At 55.7% G+C, this 14,237-nt stretch carries 15 protein-coding genes; 6 read left to right on the top strand and 9 right to left on the bottom strand.

Annotation, left to right across the window (positions count from 1 at the left end; genetic code table 11):
* Positions 1-27: 27 nt before the first annotated feature.
* Positions 28-1,344 carry an aromatic ring-hydroxylating dioxygenase subunit alpha gene (locus GO984_RS09305; protein ID WP_157022264.1) on the bottom strand — a complete coding sequence of 439 codons (1,317 nt, stop codon included), beginning with the start codon at positions 1,342-1,344 and terminating at the stop codon, positions 28-30.
* Between the two features lie 125 nt (positions 1,345-1,469).
* On the opposite strand from GO984_RS09305, the gene GO984_RS09300 reads away from it, so the two are divergent.
* Positions 1,470-2,258, top strand: a complete 789-nt coding sequence (locus tag GO984_RS09300) for an IclR family transcriptional regulator (RefSeq protein WP_245231058.1) — start codon at positions 1,470-1,472, stop codon at positions 2,256-2,258.
* Positions 2,259-2,266: 8 nt separating this feature from the next.
* Here the strand turns inward: GO984_RS09300 and GO984_RS09295 are convergent, their stop codons facing one another.
* Positions 2,267-2,614: a hypothetical protein gene (locus GO984_RS09295; protein WP_157022263.1), complete on the bottom strand. Its 348-nt coding sequence runs from the start codon at positions 2,612-2,614 to the stop codon at positions 2,267-2,269.
* 186 nt (positions 2,615-2,800) lie between these two features.
* Here GO984_RS09295 and GO984_RS09290 point away from each other — a divergent pair, with 186 nt between their 5' ends.
* From GO984_RS09290 to GO984_RS09280, 3 genes are all read left to right on the top strand, one after another.
* On the top strand, positions 2,801-3,622 hold the full coding sequence (locus tag GO984_RS09290; protein WP_138162525.1) for a bifunctional allantoicase/(S)-ureidoglycine aminohydrolase: 822 nt from the start codon (positions 2,801-2,803) through the stop codon (positions 3,620-3,622).
* Positions 3,623-3,700: 78 nt separating this feature from the next.
* Positions 3,701-4,015 carry a hypothetical protein gene (locus GO984_RS09285; RefSeq protein ID WP_157022262.1) on the top strand — a complete coding sequence of 105 codons (315 nt, stop codon included), beginning with the start codon at positions 3,701-3,703 and terminating at the stop codon, positions 4,013-4,015.
* Positions 4,016-4,135: 120 nt separating this feature from the next.
* Entirely contained in the window at positions 4,136-5,122 is a 987-nt protein-coding gene (locus GO984_RS09280; RefSeq protein WP_157022261.1) for a type I glyceraldehyde-3-phosphate dehydrogenase, read from the top strand.
* 3 nt (positions 5,123-5,125) lie between these two features.
* Here GO984_RS09280 and GO984_RS09275 read toward each other — a convergent pair whose 3' ends face one another.
* The 5 genes from GO984_RS09275 to puuE all read right to left on the bottom strand — a co-directional run bounded on the left by GO984_RS09275 (position 5,126) and on the right by puuE (position 10,685).
* On the bottom strand, positions 5,126-5,701 hold the full coding sequence (locus tag GO984_RS09275; protein WP_157022260.1) for a hypothetical protein: 576 nt from the start codon (positions 5,699-5,701) through the stop codon (positions 5,126-5,128).
* A gap of 237 nt (positions 5,702-5,938) precedes the next feature.
* Complete coding sequence (locus tag GO984_RS09270; RefSeq protein ID WP_157022259.1) at positions 5,939-6,934, bottom strand: hypothetical protein; 996 nt, start codon at positions 6,932-6,934, stop codon at positions 5,939-5,941.
* Positions 6,935-7,118: 184 nt separating this feature from the next.
* Positions 7,119-8,582 carry a uracil-xanthine permease family protein gene (locus GO984_RS09265; RefSeq protein WP_157022258.1) on the bottom strand — a complete coding sequence of 488 codons (1,464 nt, stop codon included), beginning with the start codon at positions 8,580-8,582 and terminating at the stop codon, positions 7,119-7,121.
* A gap of 64 nt (positions 8,583-8,646) precedes the next feature.
* Positions 8,647-9,132, bottom strand: coding sequence for an ureidoglycolate lyase (locus GO984_RS09260; protein ID WP_157022257.1), 486 nt, complete (start codon positions 9,130-9,132; stop codon positions 8,647-8,649).
* Positions 9,133-9,266: 134 nt separating this feature from the next.
* Positions 9,267-10,685 (bottom strand): allantoinase PuuE, encoded by a 1,419-nt coding sequence (gene puuE, locus GO984_RS09255; protein WP_157022256.1) that lies wholly within the window; start codon positions 10,683-10,685, stop codon positions 9,267-9,269.
* Between the two features lie 155 nt (positions 10,686-10,840).
* On the opposite strand from puuE, the gene uraH reads away from it, so the two are divergent.
* Positions 10,841-11,197, top strand: coding sequence for a hydroxyisourate hydrolase (gene uraH / locus GO984_RS09250; protein WP_157022255.1), 357 nt, complete (start codon positions 10,841-10,843; stop codon positions 11,195-11,197).
* A gap of 153 nt (positions 11,198-11,350) precedes the next feature.
* On the opposite strand, the gene GO984_RS09245 is transcribed toward uraH, so the two are convergent.
* Positions 11,351-11,749 carry a DUF1761 domain-containing protein gene (locus GO984_RS09245; RefSeq protein WP_157022254.1) on the bottom strand — a complete coding sequence of 133 codons (399 nt, stop codon included), beginning with the start codon at positions 11,747-11,749 and terminating at the stop codon, positions 11,351-11,353.
* A gap of 210 nt (positions 11,750-11,959) precedes the next feature.
* Positions 11,960-12,901: a LysR family transcriptional regulator gene (locus GO984_RS09240; protein ID WP_157022253.1), complete on the bottom strand. Its 942-nt coding sequence runs from the start codon at positions 12,899-12,901 to the stop codon at positions 11,960-11,962.
* 98 nt (positions 12,902-12,999) lie between these two features.
* On the opposite strand from GO984_RS09240, the gene GO984_RS09235 reads away from it, so the two are divergent.
* A complete protein-coding gene (locus GO984_RS09235; protein WP_157022252.1) occupies positions 13,000-14,229 on the top strand; it encodes a urate hydroxylase PuuD in 1,230 nt (409 codons plus the stop codon).
* Positions 14,230-14,237 lie beyond the last annotated feature (8 nt).

Genomic DNA, 14,237 nt, shown 5'->3' with positions numbered 1-14,237 from the left:
ACGCGCATCCTCCCGCAGTAACATGCCCTAGACAGACGCATCCCAAGGGCAGGCATCACGCCGCGCAGCGTCGGACTCTGCAGTGGCCTTGGTCCAGTCACCATCCTTGGCAATGGCATCGTTGGAGACTGGGCCAAACAGGGTGGAAAGGTCCAGCCCCTTTCGCATCAGCAACGCGTCGTCACGATCTTCTTTGACGGCCGCGATGGCCGCGCGCAGCATCCGACGATTGCGGACGATCGCCACATCTGTCTTGCCCAGATGTTCTTGCGTTCGATCCTGTATGGCGCCCATGCTTTCAACCGCCCACTGGTCATGCACGTTGATGTCCAAACCCATGCCCGTATAGGTTTCGCTTTCCTGCTCAGCAGCATCATAACCATAATTGTTATGGGCGCCTTTCAGTGGTGCATAATCCGGCAGACTGTGTTCTTGCAGTCGCTGTGCCCGCATCAGCTCTTTGTCAACCGGGCTGGTGTAGCTGGTGAACATCGAGAACCAATAGCAGTTTTCGTCGTCGATCGGCACATGCCACTGGGTGATGGTCATTTCACGCGACATTGGAATACAGATTGCCTGTGGGAATATCTGGTTGGTCACGCGCACATGGGTCTGCCCCCCATCGAGGTGGCGCAATGCGGTCAGCTTTAGCCCATAGTCAGTTTCATCGACCTGAATTTCGGGTCGTGGATAGTCGCGCAACACCTTGGTGATTGGGATATTTGTGTTTGCAGCATTGTCGCGGAATTGCTTGCCATAGCTGTCGGCCGGATCTTCATCTTGCAAAAACCGGTGCAGGAACGAGGCATGGGCCGGGTCAATGCCAACCTCAAGTGCCTGCAACCAATTACACTTCCACAGCCCCTTAAAGGCAAAGACATGCGTACCCGGCGCACGAAAACAATCAAAATTCGGGAAGGCAGGTGGCTCACCCGGACCCATATAAGCCCAGATGATGCCGTTCTTTTCCACCACCGGATAAGAGGTGGACTGGATCTTCTCATGCATCCGGCTGCCCTCAGGCTCTCCCGGTTGTTCAACACACTGGCCAGTGCGGTCAAAATGCCAGCCGTGGAAGGGACAGCGCAGCCCATTGTCCTCTAGCCGACCAAAGCACATGTCAGCGCCGCGATGCGGACAGTGTCGACCGATCAATCCCAGCTCTCCAGAACTATCGCGAAACAGAACCAGGTCTTCGCCAAGCAGCTTAACGGGCACCACTGGGCGCTTTTGATCCAGTTCATCCAACAGCGCGGCTGGTTGCCAATATCGCCGCAGGACCTCGCCGGCATCACTGCCCTTGCCCACTCGGGTGAGACTATCGTTCATCTCTTGGCTGATCATTGCGGGCTCCTGTTCGCTTGCAAATCGGAAAGCTTGGTCTTGACTTAGTTCGTATAACGAACTAATCGCTGCCTATACGATCAAGTTGCAAGAGCCACTCCGTTCTGTCAAGACCGGACAGTCCAATGAGGTTAAAGATGCCAAACACTGCGCAGGACCGTAACATTTCGTCCAGCTTTGCCAAAGGCTTGGCCGTGTTGGCTGTGTTCGACGCCCAAACCCCCAGCATGAGCCTGGCAGAGATTGCCCGTCGCACAGGTCAGGACCGGGCGACTGCACGGCGCGGCGCACTCACATTGGTTCAGGCGGGATACCTGCGTCAAGACGGCCGCATGTTGTCGCTGACCCCAAGAGTGCTGGAACTGGCCGGGGGCTTTCTGCAAGCCAATCAATTTGGCCGCCATGTGCAACCCCTATTGGATCACCATGCCACCATTCTGGGGGCTGAGATGACATTGGCAATGCTGGACCATGGTCAGGTGCTACTGCTGGCGCAATCAACGGTAGACCACGGGCCTGTAACCTACGGCTTTACGCCGGGCGCGCGTATCCCACTGATCCACACCAGCCTAGGCCGGATGCTACTCGCCTGCCTGCCCCAGGAGCAGGTCGAAAAAATAATACACAGCGCCGAAATTCCCAGTCATACGGAACAATCAATCCAAAATCCCGGCACCATCCTTGAGCGGATTTCACAGGCCCGCCGCAATGGGCTTGTCGTCACCGACAGTGAATTTGAAGTTGGCATCATTGGATATGCTGTTGTGGTCTCACGCCCCGGCGACACACCTGTCGTGGTGGGAAGTTCAGCCCCGCGAGGTTTGAACGCGCAGCACCAACCCGAAAAAATTCTACGGGAACTACAGCTCTGCGCTGCAGAACTCCGCCAGGCTGGCGCTGTCGCTGGGTTATAGGATCTTCCTCAGGGCTGCAGCACCCAGATCCCATCAGCATTTTTGCAGCGACGGGTATGGATGAGTATCGGCTTGTCTTTGCCACCCGCCGTCGCCTCATGGCGTAGCAAAACGCAATTTCCACTGGTTTCCTGAAGCCGCACAGTGCCTGCCGCACCTGACTCGCTATTGCTCCATTGGACCGAGGCCCCCGCTTTGGGCGTACCGCGTTCATACAGCCCGGCAGCATATTGCCCCATCAGGTCAAAATCTTCACTACTAAGACCACTTTCGGCCAGAATACGCGACAATGGTTTTGCTTGGACAACGGCCCCTACGGTGACCAGAACAGCGCAAGCACAAAGAAGCTTTTTCATAATATCCCTCAATTCAGCGATGCCACCAACGCAGCTCTCTCCAGCGTTACACCTCTCCCGCAGGATTGTCCAAAGCCCTGCGCCTGATATTCAAATATTTGCGAAGAATGCTATTTCATTAGGCCATCTTTCAGCCGGTCGGCGACACTCGCATAGTTGCGCCAATCATAGAGAAAGGATCCGCACATGGCGTCGCCCACCTATCACACTCCCCACGGGGGCCATCCGGGGCAAGAGCAACTGCTGACCGATCGCGCAATGTTCACTGACGCCTATGCGGTGATCCCCAAAGGCACCATGCGCGATATCGTGACCTCATTTCTGCCCGGCTGGAACGGAATGCGGATGTGGGTGATTGCCCGCCCTCTTAGCGGCTTTGCCGAGACATTTTCTCAATACATCGTCGAGCTGCAACCTGGAGGCGGATCAGACGCCCCCGAGAGCGATGAAACCGCGCAGGCCGGGTTGTTTGTCACTGAAGGCGATCTTGAGCTGACCATCGACGGATCAGCCCATGCATTGACACCGGGCTGCTTTGCCTACCTGCCCGCTGGCGGCAATTGGACAATCCATAACACAAGCACTGCCAATGCTTCATTCCACTGGATTCGCAAACAGTGGAAATCTGCACCGGGCGTTCAAAAGCCCAAGGCCTATGTGGTCAACGAACAGGACATCGCCCCAAATGTGATGCCCGATACCGAAGGCCGCTGGGCCACAACCCGGTTCATGGATCCTGAAGACATGAGTCACGACATGCACGTCACAGTGGTGACTTTTGAACCCGGCGGCGTGATCCCGTTCCTTGAAACCCACGTGATGGAACACGGACTTTTCGTGCTTGAAGGCAAGGCCGTCTACAAGCTGAACCAGGACTGGGTCGAAGTGGAAGCCGGCGACTTTATGTGGCTGCGCGCTTTCTGCCCGCAGGCCTGCTATGCGGGTGGACCGGGCCGGTTCCGCTATCTGCTGTACAAAGACGTTAACCGTCACATGCCGCTGGGTTGAAACCACCGGGCTGATCACCATTGCATGTGACGGCGCAAACGCTAGGGTTGGGGCAAACATTTAAGCCGGAGATTTGCCATGTTAAAACACCTGACCCTAGCCGCGACACTGGGCTTGGCACTGACGCCTCTGGCACAGGCCAAAGAGGCCCCTGGCAAACACGTCACAGTGCTGGGCCGCAATTGGGTGGTGACTGCTGTCGAGGACGCACCAGGACGTTACCGTGCTGAACGGTTGAATGTGGAACTTATTCCCTTTCGCCCACCAGCGATGATTGGATCCCGTCAGGCTGTGCGCGCCTTTAAGGCCGCCACCGGATGCAGCGCCAACATTGACACCCTGGTACAGTCGATCGACGGCTCTTACTCTGCCCAAATGATCTGCCCAAATTAATCCAGCTTGGGCAAAACGGCGCGACCCAGTTGTGAGCTGGATTGCGCCGTTCACAAAATGTGATCAAATTCACCGCCAAAGTGGATTGAGCCGCACCACAACCCCTGCCATAGCTACGTCATGAAGATTGCAATCAACGGATTCGGCCGCATCGGCCGCGCAATTCTGCGCCAAATCCTGACCTCTCCACGAGGTGCAGGCATTGAAGTGGCACTGATTAACGATATCGCCACACAAGAGATGTGCGCCTATCTGTTTCAGTACGACAGCACCTTTGGGCCCTTCCCTGCACCCGTTGAGGTGGGCGACAGCACGCTGAACGTTTTGGGTCACTCTATCCCGATGAGCCACCATGCTGACCTGACGCAGGCAGACCTGTCTGGTGTTGATGTAGTGTTAGAATGTACCGGCATTGCCCGAACCTCTGACGTGGCCGAGCGTGGCCTGGCAGCGGGGGCAGGTAAGGTGTTGATCTCAGGTCCCTCGCCCGCTGCCGAGCAAACCGTGGTTCTGGGCGCCAATGACGAGGCGCTGAGAGGCGCGCGGATCGTATCAAACGCATCCTGTACAACCAATGGGCTGGCCCCACTGGCCAATCTGATAGATCAAATCGCGGGCATTGACACCGCCCATATGACCACCATTCACTGCTATACCAACAGCCAGCCCATGGTCGACGCACCGCGTGGTGACTTTGCCCGTTCCCGCGGTGGTGCTCAGTCCATGGTGCCTACAACCTCTTCAGCTACACACCTAATTGACCAGGTTTTGCCCCATCTGGCAGGCCGGATCAGTGGCGCAGCAGTGCGGGTCCCGTCTGCCTCTGTCTCGGCTGTAGATTTGGTCGCTCAGCTGTCCCGGCCCTTCAGCCAAGACAGCTTTGTCGCTGCCCTGAAGGAGGGCGTTGCCAACTCACCTGTGCTGGGTTGGACCGAACAACCACTTGTATCATCTGACCTGCGTGCCCGGCCAGAGTCACTGGTTATCGCCGCACCCGAGACCCGCATGGTGGGGGATCGTCAGGTCCGAGTGTTTGGGTGGTATGATAACGAATGGGGATTTTCCGCCCGGATGCTGGACATGGCGCGACGAATGGCAGCGGAATAAATGCTACCTGCACTTAGCTGGCAATAGAGACAGCTCGCGCTCGCGCCCTGAAACCTCAGTGTAAACTGTTGAAAATACCTGTTTGCAATGCGGAAGCGATTTCTGAGCGTAGATCCCAACGGCCTCTGCAATTTGATCTTTTTCAAGATGCCCTGTCATTTCGAACCCTGCTGTTACCAGCCCTTCCACTTCCGCAAACGCATTGGAAAGACGGCTGGCGGCATCTGCATCAAGCGCTAACCGTTTGACCACAAATGTCAGGTTCCTAAGGTCGGACTGGGCTTTCCCCGTTGATTTACTAAGTGTCCCGGTTGGCCCGAAAAAACCGCCATCGTCGATCCCAAGCACAAGACCAGACTGCATTTCGATAAGAGCCTGAGACTGCGCATGTAGCAGAGTATTCGACAACATCTCAATTTTGCGAAACACGCTTATGATTTCCGCTGTTTCTGCAAAGGCCCCGATGGAGCAACCATCCTTGTGGCCCTTAGCAATCGCTGCCTGCCAAAACATCGCACTACACAGACTGGCCGCACCAACAATAGTCGCATAGCGGACAGCCAGGCGCAGCCCTTTCACCCAATGATGCCCTGTGCACACCAACATATTCTCCGCTACACGATTCCCTGTCACTCCCTTTGCAAGCTTACATCAAAACGCCCCAACCGTCCCGACGCCCACAATACATTCGAATACTCCCTTGCAAGAGCGCAAGAGGCTGCCCTCACCCGGGCCAGCATACCGGAGATAGCGCGATGAATGGCAGCAGGCTAACAAGGGTCGAACGCACGCCTTGATGGGTAAGTGCACTCTAGCTTATTTGTTCCAAGCTCTGATTTCAGCAATCAGTTTTTTGCGCTGCACAGTGTTCTTTCCTGCGCGTCCAAGGTTGCGAACAGCCTGTGCATGGGCCCTCTCAGCCTTTTTTACCAACTCCATCACCCCTTTGGTCTGCTTACCAAATTCCTTTGTTACAGCCTTATACAATACCAAATAGGTTTTGATCTCTTTTTGCAGCTTTTTGACCTTTGCAACTTCTACCCCAACCCCAATGCCACTGATTAGGAGTGCCGTAGTTTTGGATAGTGATTTAAAAACAGCGAAATCCTTATTTAGAAGAGTCTCATACGCATTAAACGCCGTCATACCTGGCGCCGTCGCAGCGGCGAGCTCTTTGGCGCCACCTCCACTTGCATAGGTCGTATTGATGACTCCTTGAGTTGCAGCAAGCCCGCCTTTCCAGGCAAGTTTGACAAGCTGGCGCTGCGGGCAAATAACAGAAGACAATACGGTAAGCGGTAAAGTTAACGCCGCCTTCATCGCTTTATCCCGAGACGACTTAATAGCCGGCCTCAGTTCAGAAATGAGGCGTGTGGTCTTATCGTTTAGTTGCTTGTATCGAGCGCCAAGCGGGCTCATCTCGTTGAGAAGAATAAAAAGGGCCGCGAGTTTCAGGCCAAGATCCGCTTCGACCAGCGCACTGTGATCTCCGTTTTGCCCCTCAAGGATCTCAAGGTTTAACATGTAGGTATGGTAGGTATTAGAAAAGTCATTCAGATTTTTGGCCTTGCCAGATCCAACCTTTGTGTACTCAACATTGAACCTCGCCTCAGCGTGAAGGAGTTTTTTTAGATCTGATTTGTACTCTGTGATCAGTTTGGGGGGATAGTGCCTCAACCCTTTATACGCCAAATTGGATTTGGCGATATCAATCGCAGACTGCGCGTCATTGCCAATTTCATCCAAGTAACGAAGCACAATGGGCTGACGTAAAAAATCTGCAAAATCCCGTGTCAAATTGACCGTGGCCATAACGCCCTCACCAAATAAATAAACAACAATCCAAAAGTTGCGTTCAGCGTAGGACGGGGGACACGACCTAACATAGTCCCCAAATGGTGCTATAATTCAGCTTCTGACATTCATCAGTTCTACAATCACCCAAACAAAAAGCCCCACTGCGTAAGTGGGGCTTTTCCGCTTTATATTTGCAGGATTACTCTCCCGGCAGGCTACCCTCTCCATGGCCGGCATGACCACCAGAGACCTCGTCGGTGGCTTCATCTGCCAGCTCTTCGGGCAGGAGAAGGTTCAGCACAATGGCGATCAGCGCGGCAGGCAGAATGCCAGAAGCCGCTAGAATGCGCAGGGTATCTGGCAGATACTGCAGCGCATTTGGCGAACCGGGCTTGAGGTTCATGACCTCCAGCTGCAGACCAAAGCCGATGGACAGGGCAATGGCAAAGATCACCATGTTGCGGCGGTTCCAGACAACGTCAGACAGCATCGAGATACCCGCCGACACCACCATGCCGAACATCACAATTACGCCGCCACCCAAGACCTCGATCGGAATGGTGCGAATCACTGCGCCGACCTTGGGGATTAGCCCGCAGACGATCAGGAAGATCGCACCAATTGTCACCACGTGGCGGCTCATCACACCGGTCATAGCGATCAGCCCGACATTCTGGCTGAACGAGGTGTTGGGCAATCCACCGAAGAATCCAGCAACCGCAGTGCCAACACCATCGGCGTAGGTCGCGCCCTGGATCTCTTTGTCAGTGGCTTCACGTCCTGCGCCGCCCTTGGTGATGCCGCTGACGTCGCCCACAGTTTCAACTGCACTGACAAAGGACATCAGACAAAAACCGATGACTGCTGCGGTGGTAATCTCAACCCCGTATTTGAAGGGGTTGGGCAGACCAAAGGCATCTGCGCGTTGCCAGCTCTGCCCGATACCTTCAAAGGTCACAAGGCCAAAGAACATCGAATAGACATAGCCGATCAGGATGCCGATCAGCACAGCAGACACCGACAGCATGCCGCGGGCAAAGAACTTGAAGCCTAGGGTTGAGAAAATGACGACCAAAGCCACCGACCAGTTCAACGCGCTGCCGTATTCTTCCTTGCCAAAGACCTTGGCCGGTACACCGCCTGCGGCATATTCAATGCCAACGCGCACCAAATAGAGACCGATCATCATCACAACCAGGCCTGTCACCAGCGGTGGCAGAGCAAAGCGAATGCGGCCAATGATTGTGCCTAAGGCGGTATGGAACAGACCACCGACCAACACCCCGCCGAAAATGACCGGCAAGGCTTCGGGGCCTTTGCCAACAACCAGCGGGATCATGATCGGAATAAAAGCAAAGCTGGTCCCCTGCACGATGGGCAGGCGGGCGCCAACTGGCCCCATGCCGATCGTTTGAATCAGCGTCGCAATGCCTGCAAAGAGCATCGACATCTGGATCAGATAGCTCATATCCGGGAAACCCTGCGCGCCTGCGTCAGAGCCAAAGCCAAAGCCTGCAGCACCCGAAATAATGATCGCAGGTGTGATGTTTGACACAAACATCGCAAGCACATGCTGGATGCCCAGCGGCACCGCCTGCATCAGCGGTGGGGTGTAATTGGGGTCGCGCAGTTGCTGCGGCGTCCCTATGGAACCAGTTGACATAATGTCCTCCCTAATGGTCGTTCCGTGTTGGTCCTTGCCACCTCTCATGCGGGTGGCTTTGGATTTATGGGCGCGACACCCTGTAGGGCGTGTCGAACCAGTATTCTTCAAGATTGTCACCGTCCCCAATCCGGTCTACGACAGCAAACATCCCCGGTGCCGACAGCGGTGTCAGCACCCCGTGCCAGGTGCCGCGATGCAGGTTGATTGATTGCCCTGGAGCGGTTTCAAACGCCAGTGGAGTGCCCGGTTTGCCGTCCTGATCCGGGGCCACAATGACCAGAAAGCTGTTTTGTGACATTGGGATAAAGGCCTGACTGCCATCGGGATGCCGTTCAACCATATCCAGCGTATGAGGAAAACTGCGTGGCTGCGCATCAAACAGAGAGATCCCGGCGCGACCGCCATGGAAGTCCATCTCAGCCAGATCATGATGGCGGCCACAGAGGCCCTGATTGATCAATTTGTCGGGCTGTGATTTGAGCTCCAGCACATCGCCATAGGGGGCAAAGGCTGCGGCGGTCAGCGGTTGGGTGAGGATTGCGGTCATTTGATTTGGCACTCAACAGTAGGGATGCGTTTGCCCGTAGTGGGCGCGAATGTGCCCGCCTGAGGCGGGCGGGCGCATCCCGGATCGCAAGCAATCCGGGAAATAAGTTAGGGAATGGGCTACCGCAGCTACACTCACGACGGCAAAACATCGCGCAGCCGGAACTCGGCAATGCGTTCAACCTGTTTACAGGCCTCGGTAAACTCAACCTCGCGACTGTTATTAATCCGACGAAGGAACGCCGCCATGATGCTCGCCTTGTCGTGATCGCGTACCGCAATGATGAACGGGAACCCGTGCTTTTCAACATACTCGCTGTTCAACCGGGTAAAGGTGTCACGCTCCTCATCGGTCAGCATGTCCAACCCGGCACCTGCTTGCTCGCCCGTGCTTTCTGCCGTCAACCGTCCAGCCGATGCCAGCTTCCCAGCCAGATCCGGGTGCGCCGTCAAGACGCCAAGCCGCTCGTCCTCACTGGCACTGCGGAACATCCGCGCCAGCGCATTGTGCAGACCGCCAGCCGTGTCATGCGCAGGTCCCAGTTCCAGATCAAAGGCCCGTTCGGCAATCCAAGCTGAATGCTCAAAAATAGAACCATATTTGCCGACAAAGGTCTCGCGCTCCATCTGGCTTGGGCGCTCGTAACGCTCGTGCGGGTGGGTCTTGGCCCAGTGTTCGGCAATATCAATGCGACGCGGGCACCAGACGCCCTCGAACCCTTGGATATACTCGATAAAGCGCTTCAGCCCGGCAATCTTACCCGGACGCCCGATCAGGCGACAATGCAACCCGATGCTCATCATCTTGGCCGCGCCGTCGCCGCCCTCGGCATAGAGCACATCAAAGGCATCTTTGAGATATGAGAAGAACTGCTCACCCGTTGTGTATCCGGGTGCCGTGGCAAAGCGCATGTCATTGGCTTCCAGCGTGTAAGGTATGATCAATTGATCGCGATCGCCCTGCTCTCGCCAATGGGGCAGATCATCATCGTAAGTGTCCGAGATGTAGTCAAATCCGCCTTCTTCAGTCACCAATCGCACTGTGTTTGCGCTGCAACGGCCCGTGTACCAGCCCCGCGGGCGCTCTCCGACCACTTCGGTATGCAACCGCACCGCCTCAGCAATAGTGGCGCGTTCATCGTCCTCGGGCATGTCTTTGTGTTCGACCCATTTCAGACCATGGCTGGCGATCTCCCAACCTGCTGATTTCATCGCTGACAACTGGTCTGGACAGCGTGCCAAAGCAGTGGCAACACCGTAAATGGTAACCGGGATATCCGCCCCGGTGAACAGCCGGTGCAAGCGCCAGAACCCAGCCCGCGCGCCATATTCATAGATCGATTCCATATTCCAGTGGCGTTGACCGGCCCAGGGTGCCGCGCCAGGGATATCAGACAAAAAGGCTTCCGACCCGGCGTCGCCGTGCAAGACATTATTCTCGCCGCCCTCTTCAAAGTTCAGCACAAACTGCACCGCCACACGGGCCTCCCCCGGCCACTGCGCATTGGGCGGGGTTGCGCCATATCCGATCATGTCACGCGGGTATCTGGTCATACAGGCTGGCCTTTTAAGCTAATGGATTACCCCTTAGTATGACAGAAGATGAGGGCGGTTTTTCAAATATTCCCGAAGGCACTGTCAATTTCACCAAGTTTGCAAGTGACGCAGCTCTGCGGCAGGAGTGATAAAAGGCATTAGGAGAACGCAAGATGACAGGCTATCTGACCACCCATGTTCTGGACACGGCACGCGGCTGCCCGGCCGAGGGGCTGAAAATCACTCTTTACCGGATAAAGGGCGAGACCCGCAGCAAGCTGGCCGAGACCGTAACCAACGACGACGGTCGCACCAATTCGCCAATCTTGCCCCAAGATGACTTTACCACCGGCACCTATGAACTGGTGTTCGAGGCGGGGGATTATCTGCGCGCCAGTGGCCAGTCCAAAGACGATCCGCTATTCTTGGATCAGGTGCCAATCCGCTTTGGCATGAGCGACCCGGACGCACATTACCATGTGCCCCTGCTGCTATCTGCCTTTGGATATTCCACCTACCGCGGCAGCTGACTCCGCCCCTTCGAAGCATGTCCGCCCACGAGGCCTGTGCACCGCTTGATCCCACTGACGGTGCACTCCCGCCCAGCGCCACCTGCATCAAAGATGCCGGCGCGGCAGCGGTGCCTTCAAGTGGTCAACACCGCTACATTTCATAACATCAACTTACATCATATTGCGGAATATGCCCTGGCAAATCACCATAGTGACGCCGCTGGCCAGCCAATATCCGGCATCCACCGCCCGTGCATAGGCGCTGTTCTGACGGAACATGCCCCCCGCGTAGCCCATGACTGAAAATCCAACCACCGCCAGGATAATGGTGAACAGGGCATTGTTTACAGCGGTGACGCCAACCAGCCAGCTGACGAGAAAAAGCCCTGAAATCTGGCTTATCATCGCCCCCGTGGGCATCTCATTGGCAGCGCCCATCTGCACGCCGACCCCTTCGGCCCACTTTACACCAAACAGTTTGGGCGAATACCAAAGCCAGCCCAGCATAAAGGACGCTATCGCGCCAGCAATAACCCCGGCCCAGCTGACACCCTGTAAAAGTTCTTCCATCAATGATCCCCTTGTTGATTTCTTTTGCAGGCCACGCCCACCTATATTTAACCGCATTGTTAATTATATCGATAGAAACAGTTAGTCAACAAGGGTTGCTGTTCAGGCAGTCAAACAATCGTTGCGGTGCCCCATGCCTACCACCTAACGGCCTGCACCGCGCAAAGCGCGGTGCCATGCCCAAACCCTGTAATGCGCCTATGGGCGCCTTCAGGGGCGGGAGACCTCCTTTGCAACACGAGCCTCAGCCTCGCGCACCGCGCGCCCCATCCGCTCAGTTATAAAATCCATGAATAGGCGGGTTTTGGGATCCTGATGTCGGCGGTGCGTGTAAAGGCAAGCCATCTGAATCGGCACCGGGGGAGTCTGTGTCACCACAGGTACCAATCGCCCTTCACAAAGGTGGTCCGCCACTTCAAATACCGGCTTCAGCGCAATCCCATGCCCGGCCAACGCCCAGTCCGTCAACACATCGCCGTCATCACATTCATAGCGCCCCGACACCGCGTAACGTTTCGGTCCATCAGGTGTTTGCAGCATCCACTGGAATTCGGCCGCCCCCGGATACCGCAGGTTCAAACAGTCATGGGTTCCGCTCACCAAGTCAGCGCCGCTGTTTGGAGTGCCCTCGCGCGCAATATATTCGGGCGAAGCACAGAGCACACGCTGGCAGTCGGCCACCTTGCGAATGCGCAAATTGCTGTCCTCGGGCTGTCCGAGGAAAAACGCCAGATCCAGCCCTTCGGTTGTCAGGTCCACCGAGCGATCCGTCAATCGCAACCGGATACTGATTTCCGGGAATTCGTCCAGAAACTCCGGTACCTGTGGGGCCACTAGCCTACGACCGGCCCCCAGTGGTGCGGCCACAAACAACGATCCCCGCGGCACCTCGGTCAGGTGCATCACCTTGGCCTCGGCTGCATCCACCGTTTCCAGTACGGACACCGCTCCGGTGTAGAACGCCTTGCCTTGTTCAGTCGGACTTAAATTGCGCGTGGTACGTTGAAATAGTCTCACCCCTAAATAGTCTTCGAGTTGCGAAATTCTCGCAGAGGTGACCGCAGGCGAAATACGCAGATCTCGCCCCGCAGCTGACATCGAGCCCAGCTCATAGACCCTCACAAAGGTCCGTATGTTATCAAGATAGGACATTGTTCCATTTTTTTTGATACAGTTTGATAATATGTGGGAATACCGAATAATCCAGACTTTGCCTAGAGTGGCAGTCGACAACAATGATGAGGCGTCCAATGTTCGAATTGGTGATGATGTGGGATTGGTTGGGCTTTGCGGTACGCTGGCTGCATGTGATTACAGCAATCGCATGGATTGGTTCTTCCTTTTACTTCATAGCCTTGGACCTAGGCCTACGCAGGGCTGAGGACCTCCCCGTCGGGGCCCACGGCGAAGAATGGCAGGTGCATGGTGGCGGCTTTTACCACATCCGAAAATATTTGGTGGCCCCGGCAGAAATGCCTGACCATCTGACCTGGTTCAAATGGGAAAGCTACATGACTTGGCTCAGCGGCGCGGCGCTGCTGATGATTGTGTATTGGGCTGGAGGCGAACTCTATTTGATCGATCAGGCCAAAGCGGAATTGGAACTCTGGCAGGGCATTGCGATCTCGGCGGCCTCGCTATCTGTCGGATGGCTGATCTACGACCGTCTCTGCAAATCCGGTCTGGCGGAGCAACCGACCCTGTTGATGGTCTTGCTGTTTGTCCTGCTGGTTGTGATGGGCTGGGCCCTGAACCAAGTCTTTACAGGTCGTGCAATGATGCTGCACCTGGGCGCCTTTACCGCCACTATCATGACGGCAAACGTGTTCTTCATCATTATGCCCAACCAGCGCATTGTGGTGGCAGATCTTCAAGCCGGGCGGACGCCGGACTCAAAATATGGAAAAATCGCAAAGTTGCGGTCGACCCATAACAACTACCTCACCCTGCCAGTGATCTTTCTGATGCTATCCAACCACTACCCACTTGCCTTTGCTAGCCAGTACAACTGGTTGATCGCAGCGCTGGTGTTCCTGATGGGTGTCACAATTCGCCACTATTTCAACACCCGTCACGCCCGCGCTGGCGATCCAACTTGGACTTGGCTGGTCACCGCACTTCTATTCCTAGGCATCATCATCCTGTCTACCTTTGGACTGGAGAATGAAGGCGACGAGGACCAACAGGCGCAATTGACCGGTACTGCGCTTGTCATGGCGCAAACCGAAGGTTTTGAAGAGGTCCATGAGATGATCATGGGCCGCTGCTCAATGTGTCACGCGCGCGAGCCGTTTTATGACGGTATCCGCCGCGCACCCAAAGGCGTGTTGCTGGAAAGTGAGGCAGACGTTGCCCGCCAAGCTGAAGCCATTTTTCTGCATGCTGGCGTGACAGATGCAATGCCACCAGCCAATGTGACCTTCATGGAACCCGAAGATCGCGCCGCCATCCGTCGCTGGTTCCGCGCCGCGCAAATGTAGGGCGTTTT

Source organism: Parasedimentitalea huanghaiensis (genome assembly GCF_009753675.1).
Taxonomy (GTDB): Bacteria; Pseudomonadota; Alphaproteobacteria; order Rhodobacterales; family Rhodobacteraceae; genus Parasedimentitalea; species Parasedimentitalea huanghaiensis.
The sequence above is the reverse complement of the archived record's forward strand: the minus strand, read 5'-3'. Positions and strand labels throughout refer to the sequence as shown.